Genomic DNA, 20,914 nt, shown 5'->3' with positions numbered 1-20,914 from the left:
TGTCAGATACCGGGGCAGGGGTCACAGGCCCCGACCCCGTCTCCGCACCGAACCCCGGCCGAGCCATGGCCACTCTACCGGCCGGGGAATCGGGACATCAGTGCGCTCTCGATGAGGCGCGCGCCCCCGGGCACCGGAGGGGATCCCGAGGGCGGCACCGAATGCGAGGTTCGCGGTGTTCGTCCTGCTCTTCGGGTCAGTGGGAGGCGGCCGGGTCCTCGGGCTTGGAGGTGACGAGTTCGGTGAGGACGCCGTGACAGTCCTTCGGGTGCAGGAAGGTGATCCGGGAACCCATGGACCCGATGCGGGGCTCGTCGTACAGGACGCGGACGCCCTTGCCGCGGATGGCCTCGGCGTCGCCGTCGACGTCGGCGGTGCCGAAGGCGATGTGGTGGACGCCCTCGCCGTTCTTGGCGAGCCACTTGCCGACGGCCGAGTCCTCGCGGGTCGGCTCCAGCAGCTGGAGGTAGGAGGCGCCGCCGTCGGACGTCTCGTTGATCTTGAGCATGGCCTCGCGGACGCCCTGCTCCTCGTTGACCTCGGTGTGGAACACCTCGAAGCCGTACGTGGCACGGTAGAACTCGACGGTCTTGTCCAGGTCGAAGCAGGCGATCCCGATGTGGTCGATTCTTGTCAGCATGGGAACACTTCACCGCCGAGGAGGGTGGTCACGCAACGTGCCAGCGATCACACCGACTGCCCGGTGACTGCGCGGGTACCGCTCAGTACATTCAGGTAAACCCTCGTTCACTCCTCAGCTTCCCTTGTTGAAAGGGGATCCGCCTCATGTCCGGATCGAACAGCACCACTTCCGTGATCGTCGCCGGGGCCCGCACGCCCATGGGACGCCTCCTCGGCTCGCTGAAGTCCTTCTCGGGAGCCGACCTCGGCGGTTTCGCCATCAAGTCCGCGCTGGAACGGGCCGGGATCTCCGGCGACCAGGTCCAGTACGTGATCATGGGCCAGGTGCTCCAGGCCGGCGCGGGCCAGATCCCCGCCCGCCAGGCCGCCGTCAAGGCGGGCATTCCGATGAACGTCCCGGCGCTCACCATCAACAAGGTCTGCCTCTCGGGCCTGGACGCCATCGCGCTCGCGGACCAGCTCATCCGCGCCGGTGAGTTCGACGTCGTGGTCGCGGGCGGCCAGGAGTCGATGACCAACGCCCCGCACCTGCTGCCGAAGTCCCGCGAGGGCTTCAAGTACGGCGCCATCGAGATGCTCGACGCGATGGCCTACGACGGCCTCACCGACGCCTTCGAGAACATCGCCATGGGCGAGTCCACGGAGAAGCACAACACCCGCCTGGGCATCGAGCGCGCCCCGCAGGACGAGTTCGCCGCCGCCTCGCACCAGCGGGCCGCCGCCGCGCAGAAGAACGGCGTCTTCGAGGCCGAGATCACCCCGGTGGAGATCCCGCAGCGCAAGGGCGACCCGGTGCTGTTCTCCGCCGACGAGGGCATCCGCCCCGAGACCACGGCGGAGTCGCTCGGCAAGCTGCGCCCGGCCTTCGCGAAGGACGGCACCATCACCGCGGGCACCTCCTCGCAGATCAGCGACGGTGCGGCCGCCGTGGTCGTGATGAGCAGGGCGAAGGCGGAGGAGCTCGGCCTGGAGTGGATCGCCGAGATCGGCGCCCACGGCAACGTGGCCGGCCCGGACAACTCGCTCCAGTCGCAGCCCTCGAACGCGATCGCGCACGCCCTGAAGAAGGAGGGCCTGGAGGTCGCCGACCTGGACCTGATCGAGATCAACGAGGCCTTCGCGGCGGTCGCCGTGCAGTCAATGAAGGACCTCGGCGTGACCCCGGAAAAGGTGAACGTCAACGGCGGCGCCATTGCCCTGGGCCACCCGATCGGCATGTCCGGTGCCCGCGTCGTCCTGCACCTGGCCCTGGAGCTCAAGCGCCGCGGCGGCGGCGTCGGCGCGGCCGCGCTGTGCGGCGGCGGCGGTCAGGGCGACGCCCTCGTGATCCGCGTTCCGAAGGCGTAGGTGGCCGTATGACGACGGTGGACGTCCCCGCGCTGGTCGCGCAGGCCCGCGAGGGCCGGCCGCGGGCGGTGGCCCGGCTGATCTCACTGGTCGAGGGGGCGTCGCCGCACCTGCGCGAGGTGATGGCCGCCCTGGCCCCGCTGACCGGCGGAGCGTACGTGATCGGCCTGACCGGTTCGCCCGGCGTCGGCAAGTCGACGTCGACCTCGGCCCTCGTGTCGGCCTACCGCAAGGCCGGCAAGCGGGTCGGGGTGCTCGCCGTGGACCCGTCGTCGCCCTTCTCGGGCGGGGCGCTCCTCGGCGACCGGGTCCGGATGTCGGACCACGCGGGCGATCCGGGCGTGTACATCCGCTCCATGGCCACCCGGGGACACCTGGGCGGGCTGGCCTGGGCGGCCCCGCAGGCGATCCGGGTGCTCGACGCGGCCGGCTGCGAGGTGATCCTGGTCGAGACGGTCGGGGTCGGGCAGTCGGAGGTGGAGATCGCCTCGCAGGCCGACACCTCCGTGGTGCTGCTGGCGCCGGGCATGGGCGACGGGATCCAGGCCGCCAAGGCCGGGATCCTGGAGATCGGCGACGTGTACGTGGTGAACAAGGCCGACCGGGACGGCGCGGACGCGACGGCCCGGGAGCTGAACCACATGCTGGGCCTGGGCGAGGCCCGCGGCCGGGACGACTGGCGGCCTCCGATCGTCAAGACGGTCGCCGCCCGCGGCCAGGGCATCGACGAACTGGTCGAGGCGCTGGAGAAGCACCGCGCGTGGATGGACGAGCGGGGCGTGCTGGCCGAGCGCCGGGCCGCCCGGGCCGCCCGGGAGGTCGAGACGATCGCGATCACCGCACTGCGGGCCCGTCTCGCCGACCTGCGCGGCGACGCCCGGCTCGACGCGCTCGCGCGACGGGTGGCGCAGGGCGAGCTGGACCCGTACGCGGCCTCCGACGCGCTGCTCGACAGCCTGACGGAGGCCTGAGAACCCCTCGGGGCGGGCCGGGGCGCCATCGCGCGCCCCGGGCCGCCCCGCCGTCACGTACGGGCCGCAGGGGCTCCGCGGGCGGACCTCAATTGTTGTCGTTGTCGTTGCTGTTGTCGTCGTCGCCGTCGTCCGAGGACACGGTGACCTTGCCGTCCGTGGCGCTCACGTCGTAGTTCGACGTCTTGCCGTCGGCGGCCCTGACCTCGATGTTCCAGTGCGGCGCGGAGCCGTTGTCGTCATCGTCGTCCCAGTCGACCGACACGACCGTGCCCGGGTGCGCGGCGAGGGCCGCCTTCATCGCCGCCGCGGCGGTGATCTTCGCTCCGACCAGACGGGCGTTCTCCGCCGCGTTGTCGTCCCGGTCCTTGTTGCGTTCCGTGACCGCGCCGGCCGTGGAGACCTCCAGCTCGGAGTTGGTGACGCCGTCCTTGCCGATCACGTTGACGTGCCAGACGGAGCCGTCCTTGTCGAGGGACTCGACGACGCCGGGGAAGTGCTTGAGGGCCGCCGCCGCCGCTCCGCCCGCGTCCACGTCCACCCGTGCGACGGCGGACGCGGGAGCGGTTCTCGATGACGCCTGCGGTCCGGCGGTCGCCGCCGAGGCGGCTGCCACCGGACCTCCGGCCACCAGGACGACGGACGCGGCCGCGGAAACGTACAGGTTGCGCTTCATGGGCTGGACCTCCTCGGGCCGGCCGGGCGCCTACTGTCGCTCGGCGGACGGCCGGCTGTGAGCGATTACCGCCCATTGTCCGGCCGCCCCCCGGGTACGGCGCGTCGGAGATCCCGCGCGACTCAGATCTTGCCGCGGTTGTCCCGGAGGTGTTCCGCCACCGGGCCCAGGGATTCGCGCAGGGCCGTCAGCGACGTCGGGGACAGCAGGTCGATGAAGTGCTCCCGCACGGACGCCACGTGGTGCGGGGCGACCTTGCGCATGGTCTCCAGGCCCTCGTCCGTCAGGACCGCGTACAGGCCGCGGCGGTCGGACTCGCAGTTCTCCCGGCGGACCAGACCGGCCGCCTCCATTCGGGTGATCTGGTGGGACAGCCGGCTCTTGGACTGCAGCGTCGCGGTGGCGAGGTCGCTCATCCGCATCCGGTGGTTCTCCGACTCCGAGAGGTTCACGAGGATCTCGTAGTCGTTGTTGGTGAGTCCGAAGGGCTGGAGATCCTTCTCCAACTGGTGCATCAGTAGTCGGCTGACGTCCAGGTGGGTGCGCCAGGCGCACTGTTCGGCATCGGTAAGCCAGCGGGTGGCCGTATCGGTCTCCATGGTCTCCATGAATGAACTCTACCTAAGAAGTTGAATTACGTACAAAAATCGGAAGATCTGCGGATGGCCGGAGATCCGTGGCAGGTCACAGGCCGAAGCGCCGCTGCAGATCACCCAGCTGTCCCGGCATGCGGGGCACGCCGACCTGGCCGAGTGGACCCTGGCCCGCGCCCGGAACGCCCTGCGCGTTGCCACCGGCCGCGCCGGCGCCGACCGCGCCGACCGCCTGCTCCGCCATCAGCATCTCCGAGGACTGCAACAGCACCGTTCCCGCCCCTACGAATTCGAATTGGTGCTCCTCGCCCGACGCGCCCCCGATGCCCGTCAGCGAGCGGAGACCGCCCATCACGCCCGACATGTAGCCGTGGTCGTAGTGGTGGCACGGGGAGGGGCAGTCGGCCCAGCCCACCAGCGCCTGCGGGTCCACACGCAGCGGCGGCTCCATGAACACCACCGGTCCGTTGGACGCGGCCACGAACTTCCCGGTTCCGATCAGCGTCAGGAAACCCGGGACGATCGACTGCTTCAGCGCCAGGGTGGGCTGGTAGGCCAGCAGGTTCCCCGAACGGATCGTCAGGTTGCCGTTGTCCAGGTCGAACGAGTTCACGTCGAAGGCCCGGTCGGCGAGTAGCATCTTGCCCTGCCCCTCGGCCACCACCCAGTCGCTCGCGTGCAGCGGGGAGTGGAAGCTCGTGCGCAGCAGCCGGTCGAATCGACCGTGGCCGATCCCGTTGAACTCGATGTTCCCGTAGTACGAGATCATCTTGCCCTTCTGCAGGAACCACTGGCTCCCCTTGAGTTCCACGCAGAAGGTGTACGGGTTCACGTTGTCGTCGGAGGGCAGGGTGTACGGGTCGAAGACCGTCGGCCCGCCGGGCCCACCGGTCACGGGACCAAAGTTCACAGCTTCTCCTCCGAGGCCTGTACGTACACCGCGCCCTGACCGGACAGCTCCAGTTGGAACGCCTCGCCCGAGCCGCGCCCCACCATGTCGCGCCAGCCCAGCGCGGTGGAGAGCTTGTTCCTGACGTCCCCGTGGTGGGCCACGTACGCCTGCGGGTCGACGTGGATCGGACGGTTCGGGGTGATGGGGAGCTCGATGACCCCGCCGTGGGCCATCACGGCGACCGCACCGTGGCCCTTGAGGGTGGTGGTGAACAGGCCCTGGCCGGTCACCTGGCCGCGCACCATGCCCATGACCCCGCCCTGCGAGCCCATGAACATGGTGCCCTGCTGGAGCGTGCCGTCGAAGGCGAGGAGCCGGTCGGCCTCCACGTGGAGGGTCTCGCCGGACAGGTTGATCACCTGGATGTGGTGGCCGCCGTGACCGAACATCACGGTGCCGCTGCCCTCGACCTCCATCATCGGGGTCTGCTCGTTCGCCACCCGACGGCCGATCATGCCCATCACGCCGCCCTGGCCACCGGTCAGGCTGGGGGTGAAGGAGACCTCGCCGCGGTAGGCGAGCATCGCGCCGCGCTGGCTGTACATCTTCTGGCCCGGCACCACCTGGGCCTCGACCATCTTCGAATTGATCTCACGGAACGGCATCAGACGTCGCCCCCGACGGTGTTGCGCTCGCTGGGCTGCACGTAGACCAGGCCCTCACCCTCGAAGCGGATCTGGAACGCCTCGCCCGAGCCCTCGCCGATCAGGGTGCGGAAGTTCACCCCGGACTGGAACGACTGCCGGAGGTCGCCGGTGTGCGCGACGTACGCGCCGGGGTCCACCGAGAGCGGGTACTGGGCGCTGACGCGGAGCACCACCGCCGGACCGTCGGACATGATCGCCGCCCGGCCCGAGCCCTCGACGGTCGTGGTGAAGAGCCCGTTGCCCGTCGACGCGCCCCGCAACCCGGTGAACGAGGTGCCGGTGCGCAGGCCCGCGTCGGCGCACAGCAGGTTGCTGGACTCCACGTAGAGCTTCTCGCCGCGCAGCTCCACGAGGTTGATCTCGCTCGCGCGGTCGGCGAAGAAGCAGGTGCCGTGCCCCTGCACCTCCATCACCGTCATCTGTTCGCCGGTCAACCGGCGGGTCACCATGCCGCGGAGGCCTTCGCCACCGCCGGTCATCTTCTTGAAGGCCATCTGGCCGTCGTACGCGACCATGGCGCCGTTCTTCGCTTTCACGGCGTCACCGGTCAGGTCGACGGCGAGCACCTTGCTGCCTTGGAGTCGGAACTGAGCCACGGGAAAGAAGGTATCCGCAGCGGGCTGGGCGGAACAGGGCCCTGTGGCCGATATGCGCCACACTCGATCCCGCCCGGGACCCGGGGAAAGATCTTCGGGAGCGGCTGAGACACTGGGACGGACCCCCGGCCGTCAGCCCCGAAGGTTCCACGTGGACATCAAGACCGCTTCCGCCCTGCACCGACTGCGCCTCATCTCCGTCCCGGAGGCCCTGTCGTTCCCGGCCCTGCTGATCTTCGGCTCGCTGCTGAGCCGGGTCTCGGACATCGACTTCCTGATGATGCCGCTCGGCATCCTGCACGGCTTCCTGTTCGTGATCTACGCGGTCTTCCTGCTCGACGTCTGGAACAAGGCGAAGTGGCCGGTCAAGAAGGTCGCCCTGTTCTTCCTGCTCGCGGTGCTGCCCTTCGGCGGCCTCTACGGCGACAAGCTGCTCAAGCGCGACGAGGCCGACAGCGTCGTGGCCGCCCGCGTCGCCCGTGAGGCGGCCCAGGCATGATCATCGCGTTCTCGGTGACGCCGCTGGGAGTCGGCGAGGAGGTCGGGGAGTACGTCGCCGACGCGGTCCGCGTCGTGCGCGAGTCCGGGCTGCCGAACCGGACCGACGCGATGTTCACGACCGTTGAGGGCGAGTGGGACGAGGTCATGGACGTCGTCAAGCGCGCGGTGGCCGCCGTGGAGGCGCGGGCGCCCCGGGTCTCCTTCATCCTCAAGGCCGACATCAGGCCCGGGGTCAGCGACGGCATGACCTCCAAGGTGGAGACCGTGGAACGGCACCTCGCGGAGGGCTGAGCGCCGCCGTAGGCCCGTGAACCGCGAGGTGCCCCCCGGCTCCGGCCGGGGGGCACCTCCGTGTCGGGCGCGTGATCGCCGCGGGCTCAGTCCCGGGCGCGGCGGGCCAGGCCGAGCGCGTAGTCGGCCCACCACGCGCCGGCCCGCGGGCCGCCGCGGCAGGTGCCGTCGGACTCGCCCGGCCGTTTGACCCACAGGTACGCGTCGACGAGGGGGTGGCCCGTCCGGTCGCTCGGCGGTGTGCCCAGGGCCCGGCCGGGCGGGTTGCACCAGGCCTGGTTCCGGTCCCCGGGCAGGGGTCCCGCGCCGTTGCGGCCGGTGTCGATGACGAAGTGCTTGCCGCCGACGGCCTTGGAGAGCCTGGCCCCGTACTCGCGGCTCGGGGCGTCGGGCTGGAAGCCGGAGACGTTCAGGGCGAAACCGTCGGCGCGGGCGATGCCCGCCTTCTTCAGGGGTTCGACGAGGTCCGCCGGGTGCGGGATCCACGCCGGGTTCCCGGCGTCCAGGTAGACCTTGGTGTTCTTGTTCCGCTTGAGCCGGTCGACGGCCTCGGCGAGCAGCGCGTAGCGCTCGGCCCGGTGTTCGGCGCGGGTGCAGCCGACGACCAGGTGCGGGACGGCCTCCGGCTCCAGCACGACGAGCGCCTTCCCCTCCCCGACGGCGTCGGCGAGGGCGCCGGTCCAGGCGCGGTAGGCACGGGCGTCCGGGGCGCCGCCCGCCGCGGCGGGGCCGCAGCCGCGGTGCGGGATGTTGTGCGCGACGAGGACCAGGGTCCGCCCCGTCGCCTTCGCGCCCGCGCGGGCCCGGCGGATCTCCGGGGCCGGATTCCCGGCCGGCACCCACAGGGCCAGCGGACGGTCGGAGATCCTGCGCAGGACCTGGGCGTCGCTGTTGCGCCCCCGCGCCTCCCAATCGGTGACCTGTCGGGCGGCGGCGCTCCGCGGATCGACCCAGAACGGCGACTCGGCGGCCGCGCCCGCCGCGCCGGGCAGCCCGTCGGCGGGCACGGAGCCGGGGCCGGGGCCGGAGCCGCAACCGGCGGCGGTCGCGAGGAGCAGGACGAGCCCGAGGGCGGTGGCGGGGCGACGTCGGACGGCGACGGACATCCGGCTCCTCGGGGGGAAGGGGCGACAGGGCGTGGGGGCCTCGGCGGACCGGCGCCCCGGCGGACCGGGCCATCGTGACATAAGGGACATCCGTCCCTCCCGCACGACACCGCGGACCCGATCCGGGTCGGTGGCACGCACCACCGGGCGTCGGGGCGACGGATGGGGTGTCGGGCGGAGCGGGTCGGGGCGCCCCAAGGCGGAGGGGGTGGCCGTCACTCGGCGGTGGCGCCCCCCGGGCCGGGGGTGGCGGTCACCGGCGGTGTCGCCCCAGGGCCGGGGGCGCCGGTCACCCGGCGGGGGCGCTTCCGCGCCAGGTGGTGGCGGTCACCCGGCGGTGGTGCCCCCGGGCGAGGGGGTGGCGGCTACCCGCCGGTGGCGCCCCCGGCCAGGGCCATGGCCAGCGGGGTGCGTTCGTAGAGGACCTGGTGGCCGTGGCGGGAGGGGATCAGCAGGCCCGCGTCCCGGAGTGCCTTGAGGTGCGCCGACACCGTCGAAGGGGCCAGCCCGAGCCGCAGCGCCAGGGCCTGCGTCGAGGCGGGTTCGTGCAACGCGCACAGCACGTCCGCGCGGCGGCGCCCCAACAGCCCGGCCAGCGCCCGCGGGGTCGGACCGTCGGAGGCCGTCCACAGTCCGCCGATGCCGCGCGCCGGGTACACCAGCGTCGGCTGCCAGGGCGGGTCGTAGCCGCCGACCACGTCCGGCCACACGAACGCGCTCGGCATCAGCAGCAACCCCTGACCGCCGGCCTCCCGGTCGTGGTGACCGGGCCGCTCGATGGTCAGGGTGGAACTCCCGCCGTCCCACCGCAGGTCGGGGTGCAGACCGTCGAACAGGCTCTCCAGCCCGCCCGCCGCCAGCCGCCGGGAGTGGAACAGGATGTCCGCCTCCAACAGGGCCCGCAACCGCGGCCAGTGCGGGGCGACCAGCGCGTGCCAGGCCGCCTCCGTCAGATCGGCGAGCTCCCGCACGGCGCGCGCGGGGTCGGCCAGCATCCGCCGGCCGATGTCGCTCTCCGACGCGCCCGGGGTACAGGCCAGCGACCGGCGCAGGTCCTCCCGGGCCGCCTCCGGGTCGGCCGCCCGGACCCTGGCCATCTCCTCCTCGAAGGTCACCGAGGGGCCCGGCGGCGGCGGGCTCAGCAGGTCCGGGTGGTGCCCCGCACGCGGCATCAGCAGCCACAGCGGTCGCAGGTCCAGCCCCGCCGCGGCGTCCCGGATCCGGCTCAGCCACGGCAGGTGGTACATCCGGCGGCCCGGCCGCAGCAGGACCCGCACCGCCTCCTGGGTCTCCCAGCGCGGCGAGATCGCGAACCGGCAGCGGAGCAGGTCGGCCGCCCCGAAGCGGTAGTGGAACCCCATCGACCCGCCCTCCCGAACCACCCGACCCCGACGATCCGACAGGGCCCGGCCGACCCGTGGATTCGGCCAGGGGCGAATCACTGGGGCCAGCCTAGGGCCCCCGTCAGGCTGACGGCCATGACAACCACGTCCCTCGACCCGGACGGCGCCCCCGCCCCGGGTCCTCCCGCCCCCCGGGGCCCGGGCTACCGGGAGGTCTTCCGGGTCCGGGAGTTCCGCACGGTCTTCACCGCGCACCTGCTGTCCCTGCTCGGCGTCGTCGTCGCCGAGATCGCCCTCACCGTCCTCGTCTACCGCGCCACCGGCTCACCCCTGATGAGCGCCCTCACCTTCGCCCTCGGCTTCCTGCCGTACGCCCTCGGCGGCACCCTCCTCGCCGGACTCGCGGACCGGCTGCCCGCCCGCCGTCTGCTCGTCGGCTGCGACCTGCTGTGCGCCGCCTGCGCAGCCGCCATGGTGGCGCCGGGAACGCCCGTCGCCGGGCTGCTCGTCCTGCGCTGTGCCATGGCCTTCGTCGCACCGCTCTTCCAGGGCGCGCGCAGCGCCTCCCTCGCCGACATCCTCGGCTCCGGCGAGGCCTTCGTCCTCGGTCGGTCCCTGCTGCGCATGGTCTCCCAGAGCGCCCAACTGGTCGGGTTCGGCGTCGGTGGACTGCTGCTCACCGTCCTCGCGCCGCGCACGGCCATCGCCCTGACGGCCGCCGGGTTCCTGGCCTCCGCGCTGCTGCTGCGCCTCGGTACGCGGGCCCGGCCCGCCCGCGCCCCGGCCGCCGGCGCCGCCCCGGCCGGCGGACTGCGCGTGCTGTTCGGGGACCGTCGGCTGCGCGCGCTCACCCTGCTGTTCTGGCTGCCGCCCGTCTTCGTCGTCGTACCGGAGGCGCTGCTGACCCCGTACGTCGAGGGCATCGGCGCCGGCACCGTCACCCTCGGGCTCCTCATGTGCGCGCTGCCCGTCGGCGTCGTCGCGGGCGAGGTGTGGGCGGGCTCGGCGCTCACCGCCCGAATGCGTTCGCGGATCGTGGCACCGCTGGCCGCCCTCGCCCCGCTGCCGCTCCTCCTCTACGCGGTCCGGCCCGCCGCACCCGTCGTCCTCGGGGCGCTGCTCCTGACCGGGCTGGCCCACGCCTACACGCTCGGCCTCGACCGGATGTTCGTCGACGCCGTCCCCGACGAGGTCCGCGGCCGGGCGATGACCCTGCTCTCCACCGGGATGATGACCTGCCAGGGCGTCGGCATGGCCCTGGCCGGCCTGGCGGCCGAGTTCCTCCCGGTGCACGCGGTCGTCACCGGCGCCGCGCTCCTCGGGGCGGCCGTCGTCCTCCCGCTCCTCGCGGCGCTGCGCGCCACCGGGCGGCCGAGGGGTGAGACGGGGCGGGCCGTCAAATGACCGCCCGGTAGGGTCTGGTGGATGCCGAAGCCGCTCAGTCTCCCCTTCGACCCCATCGCCCGCGCCGACGAACTCTGGCAGCGGCGTTGGGGGCCGGTGCCGTCGATGGCAGCGATCACCTCCATCATGCGCGCGCACCAGATCCTGCTCGGTGAGGTCGACGCGGTGGTGAAGCCGTACGGGCTGACCTTCGCCCGCTACGAGGCGCTCGTGCTCCTCACCTTCTCCCAGGCCGGCGAGCTGACGATGTCGAAGATCGGCGAGCGGCTGATGGTCCACCCGACCTCGGTGACGAACACCGTGGACCGGCTGATGGCGGCCGGGCTGGTGGCCAAGCGCCCCAACCCGCACGACGGTCGCGGCACGCTCGCCTCCATCACGGAGAAGGGCCGTGAGGTCGTCGAGGCCGCGACGAAGGACCTGATGGAGATCGAGTTCGGGCTCGGCGCCTACGACGCGGAGGAGTGCGCGGAGATCTTCGCACTGCTCCGGCCGCTGCGCGTGGCAGCGGCCGACTTCGACGAGGCGTAACCGCACCCGGGCCGGTCCGCACCGGGCCCCGGCCGCTCCTCCCGGAGCCGGGGCCCGCGTCAAGATCGAGCAAAACGGACGGTTAGGCTCGTCGGCATGAAACGAAGCGTGCTGACCCGCTACCGCGTCATGGCCTACGTGACCGCGGTCATGCTCCTGATCCTCTGCGCCTGCATGGTGGCCAAGTACGGCTTCGACACCGGTGCCGACCTGACCTTCGCGGTCTCCCAGGCACACGGCGTGCTCTTCATGATCTACCTGGTCTTCGCCTTCGACCTGGGCTCCAAGGCGCGGTGGCCGTTCGGCAAGCTGCTGTGGGTGCTGGTGAGCGGCACGATCCCGCTCGTCGCGTTCTTCGTCGAGCGCAAGGTCCGCGCCGAGGTCGAGCCGCTGCTCGTCGACGCTCCCGCGACCGCGAAGGCCTAGTACGCGGCCCGGTCCGGGCTCGGAGGAATCCAACCCCCGGGGGACTCCCCGGGGGTTTCCCATCGACATTTACTAGGACGTCCTAGTAAATTCGTGGGTATGGACGCTGACGTCATCGAGGAGGGCCGCCGCCGCTGGCAGGCCCGGTACGACAAGGCCCGCAAGCGCGAGGCCGATTTCACGACGCTCTCCGGAGATGACGTCGACCCCGTCTACGGTCCCCGGCCCGGTGACTCGTACGAGGGGTTCGAGCGCATCGGCTGGCCGGGGGAGTACCCCTTCACCCGAGGTCTGCACGCCACCGGCTACCGCGGCCGGACCTGGACCATCCGGCAGTTCGCCGGATTCGGCAACGCCGAGCAGACGAACGAGCGCTACAAGATGATCCTGGCCGCCGGCGGCGGCGGTCTCTCCGTCGCCTTCGACATGCCCACCCTCATGGGCCGGGACTCGGACGACCCCCGGGCCCTGGGCGAGGTCGGGCACTGCGGCGTCGCCATCGACTCCGCCGCCGACATGGAGGTCCTGTTCAAGGACATCCCGCTCGGCGACGTCACCACCTCGATGACCATCAGCGGACCGGCCGTCCCGGCCTTCTGCATGTACCTCGTCGCCGCCGAGCGGCAGGGCGTCGACCCGGCCGTGCTCAACGGCACCCTGCAGACCGACATCTTCAAGGAGTACATCGCCCAGAAGGAGTGGCTCTTCGAACCCGAGCCGCACCTGCGCCTCATCGGCGACCTCATGGAGTACTGCGCGAACGGCATCCCGGCCTACAAGCCGCTGTCCGTCTCCGGCTACCACATCCGCGAGGCCGGGGCGACGGCCGCCCAGGAGCTCGCCTACACCCTGGCCGACGGCTTCGGGTACGTGGAGCTCGGGCTCTCCCGCGGTCTGGACGTCGACCACTTCGCCTCCGGCCTGTCCTTCTTCTTCGACGCGCACCTCGACTTCTTCGAGGAGATCGCCAAGTTCCGCGCCGCCCGCCGCATCTGGGCCCGCTGGATGAAGGAGGTCTACGGAGCCAAGTCCGACAAGACCATGTGGCTGCGCTTCCACACCCAGACCGCCGGTGTCTCCCTCACCGCGCAGCAGCCGTACAACAACGTCGTGCGCACCGCCGTCGAGGCCCTCGCGGCCGTGCTCGGAGGCACCAACTCCCTGCACACCAACGCCCTCGACGAGACCCTCGCGCTGCCGAGCGAGCAGGCCGCCGAGATCGCCCTGCGCACGCAGCAGGTGCTGATGGAGGAGACCGGCGTGGCCAACGTGGCCGACCCGCTGGGCGGTTCCTGGTACGTCGAACAGCTCACCGACCGCATCGAGGCGGACGCCGAGAAGATCTTCGAGCAGATCAAGGAGCGCGGCCTGCGCGCCCACCCGGACGGGCAGCACCCCATCGGGCCGATCACCTCGGGCATCCTGCGCGGCATCGAGGACGGCTGGTTCACCGGGGAGATCGCCGAATCGGCCTTCCAGTACCAGCGGTCCCTGGAGAAGGGCGACAAGCGGGTCGTCGGCGTCAACGTGCACCACGGTTCGGTCACCGGCGACCTGGAGATCCTCCGCGTCAGCCACGAGGTGGAGACCGTCCAGGTGCGCGAGCTGGCCGAGCGCAAGGCCCGCCGCGACGACGCCAGGGTGACCGACTCGCTGAACGCCATGCTGGAGGCCGCCCGAGCCGGCACGAACATGATCCCGGCCATGCTGGACGCGGTGCGCGCCGAGGCGACGATGGGCGAGATCTGCAACGTGCTCCGCGACGAGTGGGGCACCTACACCGAGCCGCCCGGCTTCTGATCCCGGCCCGACGGGCCGGTCGTGGCGCCCTAGGACCTGTCGTCGAACTCCCGTCTGCCTTGCGGTGTCCGGCACGCACTCCCGCCGCACCGGGCGAAAGCCCGAGTACGTCCAGTACGCGGGCTTCCGCCCGGCACGCCGGGAGCACGCACCGGACACCGCGAGGCCGCCCTCCGGGCGACGACGGGACTTCGACGACAGGCCCAAGTGGCGCCGCGGCCGGCCCTTTCGTTTCCGGGGGCGGTGGGCCGTGAGGGGGAGGGCCCCGCGGGCCGCCGCCGGGGCGGTCCGTCGTCGGCTCAGGGCTGTTCGGCGCCCTGGAGGCCGTGCATCAGCAGGGCGGTGAAGGTGGACACCCAGAGCTCGTCGACCGGTTCGGCGCTCACCAGCGCCCGGTGGACCACCGTGCCGGCGATCACGTCGAAGATCAGGTCCGTGCTGTGGGCGGTGACGGACTCGTCCTCCTCGTGGGGGAGTTCCCCGCGGGCCTGAGCCCGTTCGCGACCCAGTACGACGAGACGTTTCTGCCGGTCCACGATCGCCGAGCGGATCCGGTCGCGCAGGGCCTCGTCCCGGGTGGACTCGGCCACGACCGCCATCAGCGCGGTACGGGCCTCGGGGCGGCGCAGCAGCTGTGCGAACTGGAGCACCACGTGCTCGATGTCGGCTTCGAGGGAACCGCGGTCGGGGAGTTCCAGCGAGTCGAAGAGTTCCGCGACCGCGTCCACGACCAGCTCGTTCTTGCCCGCCCAGCGCCGGTACAGGGTGGTCTTGGCCACGCCCGCGCGGGCCGACACGTCGCCCATCGTCAACTTCGACCAGCCCAGGTCGACCAGCGCGTCCCGCGTCGCCGCGAGGATCGCGGCGTCCGCCGCCGCGCTGCGGGGCCGGCCGGTACGGCCGTGCGGGGAGCTGGAGCCGGGGCAGGGGTTGCGCATGGCCGAGACCATACCCGTCAGTAGGGGAACCATCGGGGGCCCGTTCGGTGTGGTTCAGATCACGGGGCGCCGGGGGCTCCGGCGAGTTACGCTACGGCTCGTAGCGTAAGAGCGACAACCACGCGAAGAGCTACTGGTGCCGGGTGGGGACCCGGCGCCGCCCAGCAGATCGGTACGACGGTTCGGCACGGCGGTCGTTGACGACGGCCGCGCGCGGCGGGGCGTACCGCGGTTCGACCGCATTTCACGACGATCTTTCGGGATCTTTTTCGTCGGCGCGCGCACTCGGGGGAGGATGTACGCATGCAGCCCAGAAACATGTCCATGAGCGGCGTCGTCGACCTCGCCGCGGTGAAGGCGGCCGGCGAAGCCAAGGCGAAGGCCGAGCAGGCGCGCGCGGACGCGGCCCGGCAGGGCGGCGGCGCGGGCAGCGCCCCCGGCGGCGCCGTACCGCCGTCCGCCCTCGTCCTCGACGTCACCGAGGCCGGCTTCGAGAGCGATGTCATCCAGCTGTCCAACGAGGTCCCGGTCGTCCTCGACTTCTGGGCCGAGTGGTGCGAGCCGTGCAAGCAGCTCAGCCCGCTCCTGGAGCGGCTGACCGTCGAGGCGAACGGCCGTCTCGTCCTGGCCAAGGTCGACGTCGAGGCCAACCAGACGTTGATGCAGCAGTTCGGCATCCAGGGCATCCCGGCCGTCTTCGCCGTGGTCGCGGGCCAGGTGCTGCCGCTGTTCCAGGGCCTCGCCCCCGAGCAGCAGATCCGCGAGACCCTGGCCCAGCTGGTCCAGGTCGCCGAGGAGCGCTTCGGTCTCATCGGCCTCCAGGTCGACCCCGACGCGGACGGTGCCCCGGCCGCGGCCGAGGCCCCCGCGCCGGTCGGCCCGTACGACGCGCTGCTGGAGGCGGCCGTCGGCGCGCTGGACGCCGGTGACTTCGACGGCGCGGTGCGGGCGTACCAGGACGTGCTCGCGCAGGACCCGTCCAACACCGAGGCGAAGCTGGGTCTGGCCCAGGCCGCGCTGCTGACCCGCGTCGGGGGCATGGACCCGCAGGCGGTGCGCGCCGCGGCGGCCGAGAACCCGAAGGACCCGGCCGCGCAGATGGACGCCGCCGACCTGGACCTGGCGGGCGGCCACGTGGGCGACGCCTTCGGCCGTCTCGTGGATACCGTCAAGGTGACTTTCGGTGACGACCGGGACGCCGTCCGCGTCCGGCTCCTTGAGCTCTTCGAGGTGATCGGTGCGGACGACCCGCGGGTGTCGGCGGCCCGCACCGCGCTCGCGCGGGTGCTCTTCTAGGGCCGGTCCGGGCCTGGCCGGAGGACGCCCGGAGGTACCCGGGGGCCGACGGCGATTTGTTGACACGTAGATAAACAGCGGCCGCGCTTTGCCAAAACTTGGTAATCGCGGCCGCTGTTACTCGTAGTAAGTCGAACCCCGTGAACTGTCCGGATGGTTCGCTATTCCACCGATCTGTCGTGGCCTTGGGTGACACCCTGTGTGCCCACCCGACAGCGCCGGGCCTCACTCCGGTTATCCACCCGTTACCCGCCAGTAACGAACCCCCTTGTGCCCCGGCCGGGAATGCACCACGATCGGCGACGCTCGGTCCTTCCCGCAGCGCCGCTCACCCGGAGCCGCGGTGGAGGGTCCCCACCGAGCCGACCGGTGGCAATGCCACCGGCCGTGGACAGGGGGGTCCCTGCCGCACCGGCAGGGCCTGTCCTCCAGGTTGCGCGAACGCGTGGCCCAGTGGTTGTCGCTCGGGGGTGAACGCCGGTGTATCGGACGCGGCTGCGCCGCGGCTCGGCCGCCTGCGCTCCTTCCCGAGGACGTAGCACTTCTCCCATCCCAGGACGGGCACGGCCCGGACCGGAGATGTACGTCCGAGAAGGAGGAACGAAATGAATTCTCAGGTTCGTGGCGGGACCAGATGGAAGCGCTTCGCGCTCGTCATGGTGCCGAGCATCGCGGCCACGGCCGCGGTCGGTGTGGGTCTGGCGCAGGGCGCCCTCGCGGCGTCCTTCAGCGTCTCCGGCCAGGACTTCAAGGTCTCGGCCGACAAGCTCGACGGTGACAACCTCATCCAGTACGGCGGCATCGCCGAGGGGCACGACCTCAAGGGCAACCCGCAGAAGCACCCGGTCACCATCTCGGGCTTCAGTCACGCCGAGATCACCAACATGTGCCAGTCCCTGGTCACCCCGACGCCGCTGGGCAACGTCACCCTGCAGCTGAGGACCGGCCACAAGGGCAAGCCGGCCGTCGCCGAGAACATCTACCTGGATGTGGCGGAGCTCGACACCGACGCCGAGTTCAAGAACCTTGACATCGGTGTCGCGGTCGGTGACCCGAGCCACAAGACCAAGCCGCAGGCCGGTACGGTCACCAGCCCGTACGCGTTCTCCCAGCGTGCGGACAAGGCCGTCCTGTCGAACGTCCGGCAGAAGGCGTGGGCGACCACGGCGGGCACCTTCAAGCTGCCCGACCTGAAGCTGCGCCTGCTCGGCGGCGACCAGCCGTGCTACCAGGACGAGAAGTAGTCGGTCCCGGTGCGTGACCGCGGGGGCGGACGGCGGCAGCCGTCGCCGCCCGCCCCCGCGGGCTCCACATAGTTCTCCGTACCACCGTTTCCAGGGAGCTGTTGTCCATGAACCCCCAGGCCCCGGTTCGCGCCGCAGACGACGCTTGGCTCACCGTGGTGTACTACCAATTCCGCGCCTGGAGAGGCCGACGTCCCTTCTGGGCGGGCCTGTTCACGCTCCTCGGCGGTGTACCGATCGCCTACTTCCCGTACGCGGACCTGAGGCTGGGCAACGTCACCCTCGCGATGGCCACGACGGGCGGGGCAGGCGCGCTGATCATCGGGGTCCTGCTGATCACGCTCGGGCTGGCCCTCTGGTTCCAGCAGACCATCCGCGTCTTCGCGGGTGTCGCCGCGATCCTGCTGGCCCTGGTGTCGATCCCGGTATCCAACCTCGGTGGCTTCTTCATGGGCTTCCTGTCCTCCATGATCGGCGGCGCCCTCGCACTGTCCTGGGCTCCCGGCGAACCGGTGGACGAGGAGACGGAAGCGGAAGCGGCGGAGGCCGAGGCCCGGGCCGAGGCAGCCGCGCAGGCGGAGGCCAAGGCGCAGGTGCCGGCGGGCAACCCGTACGGCATCCCGGCTCCCCGCGACACGGAAACGGCGCACGTGACCGAGACGACTGCCCACGCCGATGGCGGGAGGAACAGTGCGGGGTGACGAGACGCAGCGGGGCGTGGCCCCAGGCGCAGAGTCCCGTGAGAGAAAGGGCCCGCGGCACGCGGCGCCCAGGAAGTCGCTGCTGAACAAGCTCCAGATACCCGTCGGCAAGACGATGGCGCTGGCGGCGATGCCGACGGCGGTGTTCGTCGGGATGGGCATGGCCCCGAAGATGGCACTGGCCGACGAGAAGGACATCCCCTTCGCGCCGGGACCGTGCGTGACGCGCTCCGACGAACCCGCGGAGTCGGCCTCGCCGTCGCCGAGCGGTTCCCCGTCGAAGACGCCGTCACCGAGTACGTCTCCCAGCGCCGGCCCCTCACCGAGCGCGACCGGCGCACCGAAGCCGGGGGCGACCCCCTCGGCGTCGAAGACCCCGTCCGTCGCCAAACCCTCCGGGGCCGCGACGACCGGGAAGCAGAGCCCCACGGCGGTGCCCTCCACGAGCACCGCCCCGTCCCCCGCGGCGTCGAAGACGCCCAATCCGCTGGACCCGCTGGGTGTCGGGGATGCCGTCAAGGGCTTCTTCGACGAACTCGGCAAGCCCCTCCAGGACGCGAAGAAGCCGGCCACCCCGACGCCCGCGTCCACCCCGAGCGCGACGCCGACCCCGGACCCGGCGGCGGACGCGATCCGCGACGCGGCGAAGAAGGCCGGCGTGCCGGTCAAGGAACTGCCGCAGGACGTCAAGGACACCGCCAAGTCCCCCAAGGACGAGACGGGCAAGGCGCCCGTCAAGGACCCGAAGGACGCCGACGACGCCGACAAGGACAAGGACAAGGCGGACGAGGACGCCGACGCCGACAAGGACGACGCCGAGGCCACGAAGGACCCGGACGGGAAGGAACCCTTCCCCTGCCCGACCTATGACGCCAAGGCACTGGCCGACGCCAAGTTGGAGCAGGGCGTGCCGCTCCTGCCCGACGAGCCCTGGTACCTCGACAGCTCGCTGCTGACCCTCTACGGCCTCGACTACGAGGGCATCGTCGAGGTGAAGACGGCGGGCGGCAAGACCAAGAAGGTCCTGAAGTTCACGGCGGACTCGCTCGACATCAAGGACCTGTACCAAACGGTCGGGACGGGCGCGAACACCGCTCAGCTGAAGTCCCGTCCGGGTTCCACGTCCACCATCCGCGGCGGCAAGGTGACGATGTACACCGAGAGCCTCAAGGGGAACCTGTTCGGTCTCATCCCGATCGAGTTCACCCCGAACAGCCCGCCGCCGCTGAACGTCCCGTTCGCGTTCTTCACGAACGTCAAGGTCGTCCAGGCCGGCCAGTTCGGCGGCAACCTCACCGTCCCGGGCCTGAAGAACTACATCGGCCCGAAGTAGTCGGACGGCGCGGCACGCGCACCGAGGGCGGCACCCCGATGATCCGGGGTGCCGCCCTCGGTCTCTGTGCGGCAGAGTCCGCTCACGGTGGAGCGGGCGGGAATCAGTCGCGGGTGGATCCGCCGACGTGGTGGACGCGCACCATGTTGGTGGTGCCCGGGACGCCGGGGGGCGAACCGGCCGTGATGACCATGGTGTCGCCCTCGTTGTAGCGGGCCAGCTTGTGCAGCTCGCCGTCCACGAGGTCGACCATCGCGTCCGTGTTGTCCACGTGCGGGACGACGTAGGACTCGACGCCCCAGCTCAGCGTGAGCTGGTTGCGGGTGTTGACGTCCGTGGTGAAGGCCAGGATCGGCTGGGTCGCGCGGTAGCGCGAGAGCCGGCGGGCCGTGTCCCCGGACTGGGTGAAGGCGATGAGCGCCTTGCCGTCGAGGAAGTCCGCGATCTCGCAGGCCGCGCGGGCGACGGAGCCGCCCTGGGTACGGGGCTTCTTGCCCGGGACCAGCGGCTGGAGGCCCTTGGACAGGAGCTCCTCCTCGGCCGCCGTGACGATCTTCGACATCGTCTTGACGGTCTCGATCGGGTAGGCGCCGACCGAGGACTCGGCGGACAGCATGACCGCGTCCGCGCCGTCGAGGATCGCGTTGGCGACGTCGGAGGCCTCGGCGCGCGTCGGGCGCGAGTTGGTGATCATCGACTCCATCATCTGGGTCGCGACGATCACCGGCTTGGCGTTGCGGCGGCACATCTCGATGAGCCGCTTCTGGACCATCGGGACCTTTTCGAGCGGATACTCGACGGCCAGGTCGCCACGGGCCACCATGACCGCGTCGAAGGCGTCCACCACGGCGGCCATGTTCTCGACGGCCTGCGGCTTCTCGACCTTGGCGATGACGGGGACCCGGCGGCCCTCCTCGTCCATGACCTTGTGGACGTCCTTGACGTCGTTGGCGTCCCGGACGAAGGACAGGGCGACCATGTCGCAGCCCATCCGCAGGGCGAACCGCAGGTCGTCGACGTCCTTCTCCGACAGGGCGGGGACGTTCACGGCGGCACCCGGCAGGTTGATGCCCTTGTGGTCCGAGATGACACCGCCCTCGATGACGATGGTCTTGACCCGGGGGCCGTCGACCTCGGTCACGCGGAGCTCGACGTTGCCGTCGTTGATCAGGACCTGGTCGCCCTTGGACACGTCGCCCGGGAGACCCTTGTAGGTGGTGCCGCAGATGGACTTGTCACCGGGGACGTCCTCGATGGTGATGGTGAACTCGTCACCGCGCACCAGCTCGACGGGACCCTCGGCGAAGGTTTCCAGACGGATCTTCGGACCCTGGAGGTCGGCGAGGACGCCGACCGCACGGCCGGTGTCCTCGGAGACCTTCCGGACGCGGTCGTACCGCTCCTGGTGTTCTGCCTGGGATCCGTGGCTGAAGTTGAATCGGGCCACGTTCATACCTGCCTCGATGAGCGCTTTCAGCTGCTCATACGAGTCGACGGCGGGGCCCAGCGTGCAGACGATTTTGGAACGGCGCATGGAGCGGATCCTATCCGTTTGTTTCGTAGCGGAATATTCCGT

The 20,914-nt window shown here is 71.2% G+C and carries 22 protein-coding genes; 12 read left to right on the top strand and 10 right to left on the bottom strand.

Features of this window, described 5'->3' with window-relative positions:
• Nucleotides 1-196: 196 nt before the first annotated feature.
• Nucleotides 197-640 carry a methylmalonyl-CoA epimerase gene (gene mce / locus ACZ58N_RS03975; RefSeq protein ID WP_471155341.1) on the bottom strand — a complete coding sequence of 148 codons (444 nt, stop codon included), beginning with the start codon at nt 638-640 and terminating at the stop codon, nt 197-199.
• 146 nt (nt 641-786) lie between these two features.
• On the opposite strand from mce, the gene ACZ58N_RS03970 reads away from it, so the two are divergent.
• Complete coding sequence (locus tag ACZ58N_RS03970; RefSeq protein ID WP_471155338.1) at nt 787-1,989, top strand: acetyl-CoA C-acetyltransferase; 1,203 nt, start codon at nt 787-789, stop codon at nt 1,987-1,989.
• An 8-nt stretch (nt 1,990-1,997) separates the two neighbouring features.
• The gene (meaB, locus tag ACZ58N_RS03965) at nt 1,998-2,960 is read left to right on the top strand and encodes a methylmalonyl Co-A mutase-associated GTPase MeaB (RefSeq protein WP_471155336.1); all 963 of its coding nucleotides are present in this window, start codon (nt 1,998-2,000) and stop codon (nt 2,958-2,960) included.
• A gap of 88 nt (nt 2,961-3,048) precedes the next feature.
• Here the strand turns inward: meaB and ACZ58N_RS03960 are convergent, their stop codons facing one another.
• The 5 genes from ACZ58N_RS03960 to ACZ58N_RS03940 form a co-directional block, all read right to left on the bottom strand.
• Entirely contained in the window at nt 3,049-3,636 is a 588-nt protein-coding gene (locus ACZ58N_RS03960) for a PepSY domain-containing protein (RefSeq protein WP_471155333.1), read from the bottom strand.
• A gap of 122 nt (nt 3,637-3,758) precedes the next feature.
• A complete protein-coding gene (locus ACZ58N_RS03955; protein WP_471156520.1) occupies nt 3,759-4,235 on the bottom strand; it encodes a MarR family winged helix-turn-helix transcriptional regulator in 477 nt (158 codons plus the stop codon).
• 85 nt (nt 4,236-4,320) lie between these two features.
• Nucleotides 4,321-5,124 carry an AIM24 family protein gene (locus ACZ58N_RS03950; protein WP_389706190.1) on the bottom strand — a complete coding sequence of 268 codons (804 nt, stop codon included), beginning with the start codon at nt 5,122-5,124 and terminating at the stop codon, nt 4,321-4,323.
• An 11-nt stretch (nt 5,125-5,135) separates the two neighbouring features.
• Nucleotides 5,136-5,786 (bottom strand): AIM24 family protein, encoded by a 651-nt coding sequence (locus ACZ58N_RS03945; protein WP_471155330.1) that lies wholly within the window; start codon nt 5,784-5,786, stop codon nt 5,136-5,138.
• Nucleotides 5,786-6,424: an AIM24 family protein gene (locus tag ACZ58N_RS03940; protein ID WP_471155328.1), complete on the bottom strand. Its 639-nt coding sequence runs from the start codon at nt 6,422-6,424 to the stop codon at nt 5,786-5,788. The genes ACZ58N_RS03945 and ACZ58N_RS03940 overlap by 1 nt, the downstream gene beginning before the upstream one ends.
• A gap of 151 nt (nt 6,425-6,575) precedes the next feature.
• On the opposite strand from ACZ58N_RS03940, the gene ACZ58N_RS03935 reads away from it, so the two are divergent.
• Nucleotides 6,576-6,923 (top strand): DUF3817 domain-containing protein, encoded by a 348-nt coding sequence (locus ACZ58N_RS03935; protein ID WP_471155326.1) that lies wholly within the window; start codon nt 6,576-6,578, stop codon nt 6,921-6,923.
• On the top strand, nt 6,920-7,216 hold the full coding sequence (locus tag ACZ58N_RS03930; RefSeq protein WP_355410677.1) for an MTH1187 family thiamine-binding protein: 297 nt from the start codon (nt 6,920-6,922) through the stop codon (nt 7,214-7,216). Before ACZ58N_RS03935 ends, ACZ58N_RS03930 begins: the two co-directional genes overlap by 4 nt.
• Nucleotides 7,217-7,302: 86 nt before the next feature.
• Here the strand turns inward: ACZ58N_RS03930 and ACZ58N_RS03925 are convergent, their stop codons facing one another.
• Nucleotides 7,303-8,322 carry a glycoside hydrolase family 6 protein gene (locus ACZ58N_RS03925; protein WP_471155323.1) on the bottom strand — a complete coding sequence of 340 codons (1,020 nt, stop codon included), beginning with the start codon at nt 8,320-8,322 and terminating at the stop codon, nt 7,303-7,305.
• Between the two features lie 365 nt (nt 8,323-8,687).
• Nucleotides 8,688-9,683, bottom strand: a complete 996-nt coding sequence (locus tag ACZ58N_RS03920) for an ArsR/SmtB family transcription factor (RefSeq protein WP_471155321.1) — start codon at nt 9,681-9,683, stop codon at nt 8,688-8,690.
• 117 nt (nt 9,684-9,800) lie between these two features.
• On the opposite strand from ACZ58N_RS03920, the gene ACZ58N_RS03915 reads away from it, so the two are divergent.
• From ACZ58N_RS03915 to ACZ58N_RS03900, 4 genes are all read left to right on the top strand, one after another.
• Nucleotides 9,801-11,069 (top strand): MFS transporter, encoded by a 1,269-nt coding sequence (locus ACZ58N_RS03915; protein WP_471155318.1) that lies wholly within the window; start codon nt 9,801-9,803, stop codon nt 11,067-11,069.
• Between the two features lie 21 nt (nt 11,070-11,090).
• Nucleotides 11,091-11,600 (top strand): MarR family winged helix-turn-helix transcriptional regulator, encoded by a 510-nt coding sequence (locus tag ACZ58N_RS03910; RefSeq protein WP_471155316.1) that lies wholly within the window; start codon nt 11,091-11,093, stop codon nt 11,598-11,600.
• Nucleotides 11,601-11,696: 96 nt separating this feature from the next.
• On the top strand, nt 11,697-12,026 hold the full coding sequence (locus tag ACZ58N_RS03905; protein ID WP_362876919.1) for a DUF3817 domain-containing protein: 330 nt from the start codon (nt 11,697-11,699) through the stop codon (nt 12,024-12,026).
• Between the two features lie 99 nt (nt 12,027-12,125).
• On the top strand, nt 12,126-13,826 hold the full coding sequence (locus ACZ58N_RS03900; RefSeq protein ID WP_471155313.1) for an acyl-CoA mutase large subunit family protein: 1,701 nt from the start codon (nt 12,126-12,128) through the stop codon (nt 13,824-13,826).
• A 299-nt stretch (nt 13,827-14,125) separates the two neighbouring features.
• Here the strand turns inward: ACZ58N_RS03900 and ACZ58N_RS03895 are convergent, their stop codons facing one another.
• Nucleotides 14,126-14,764: a TetR/AcrR family transcriptional regulator gene (locus ACZ58N_RS03895; RefSeq protein WP_471155310.1), complete on the bottom strand. Its 639-nt coding sequence runs from the start codon at nt 14,762-14,764 to the stop codon at nt 14,126-14,128.
• A gap of 303 nt (nt 14,765-15,067) precedes the next feature.
• Here ACZ58N_RS03895 and ACZ58N_RS03890 point away from each other — a divergent pair, with 303 nt between their 5' ends.
• The 4 genes from ACZ58N_RS03890 (at nt 15,068) to ACZ58N_RS03875 (ending at nt 19,338) form a co-directional block, all read left to right on the top strand.
• On the top strand, nt 15,068-16,060 hold the full coding sequence (locus tag ACZ58N_RS03890) for a tetratricopeptide repeat protein (RefSeq protein ID WP_471155308.1): 993 nt from the start codon (nt 15,068-15,070) through the stop codon (nt 16,058-16,060).
• Between the two features lie 605 nt (nt 16,061-16,665).
• Nucleotides 16,666-17,304 (top strand): DUF6230 family protein, encoded by a 639-nt coding sequence (locus ACZ58N_RS03885; RefSeq protein ID WP_388901014.1) that lies wholly within the window; start codon nt 16,666-16,668, stop codon nt 17,302-17,304.
• Nucleotides 17,305-17,411: 107 nt separating this feature from the next.
• On the top strand, nt 17,412-18,005 hold the full coding sequence (locus tag ACZ58N_RS03880) for a DUF6114 domain-containing protein (RefSeq protein WP_471155306.1): 594 nt from the start codon (nt 17,412-17,414) through the stop codon (nt 18,003-18,005).
• Complete coding sequence (locus ACZ58N_RS03875) at nt 17,995-19,338, top strand: hypothetical protein (RefSeq protein ID WP_471155304.1); 1,344 nt, start codon at nt 17,995-17,997, stop codon at nt 19,336-19,338. Before ACZ58N_RS03880 ends, ACZ58N_RS03875 begins: the two co-directional genes overlap by 11 nt.
• Nucleotides 19,339-19,441: 103 nt before the next feature.
• On the opposite strand, the gene pyk is transcribed toward ACZ58N_RS03875, so the two are convergent.
• Nucleotides 19,442-20,872, bottom strand: a complete 1,431-nt coding sequence (gene pyk / locus ACZ58N_RS03870; protein ID WP_471155301.1) for a pyruvate kinase — start codon at nt 20,870-20,872, stop codon at nt 19,442-19,444.
• Nucleotides 20,873-20,914 lie beyond the last annotated feature (42 nt).

Source organism: Streptomyces sp. NPDC040432 (assembly GCF_055595445.1).
This window is presented reverse-complemented; position numbering and strand designations above follow the sequence as displayed.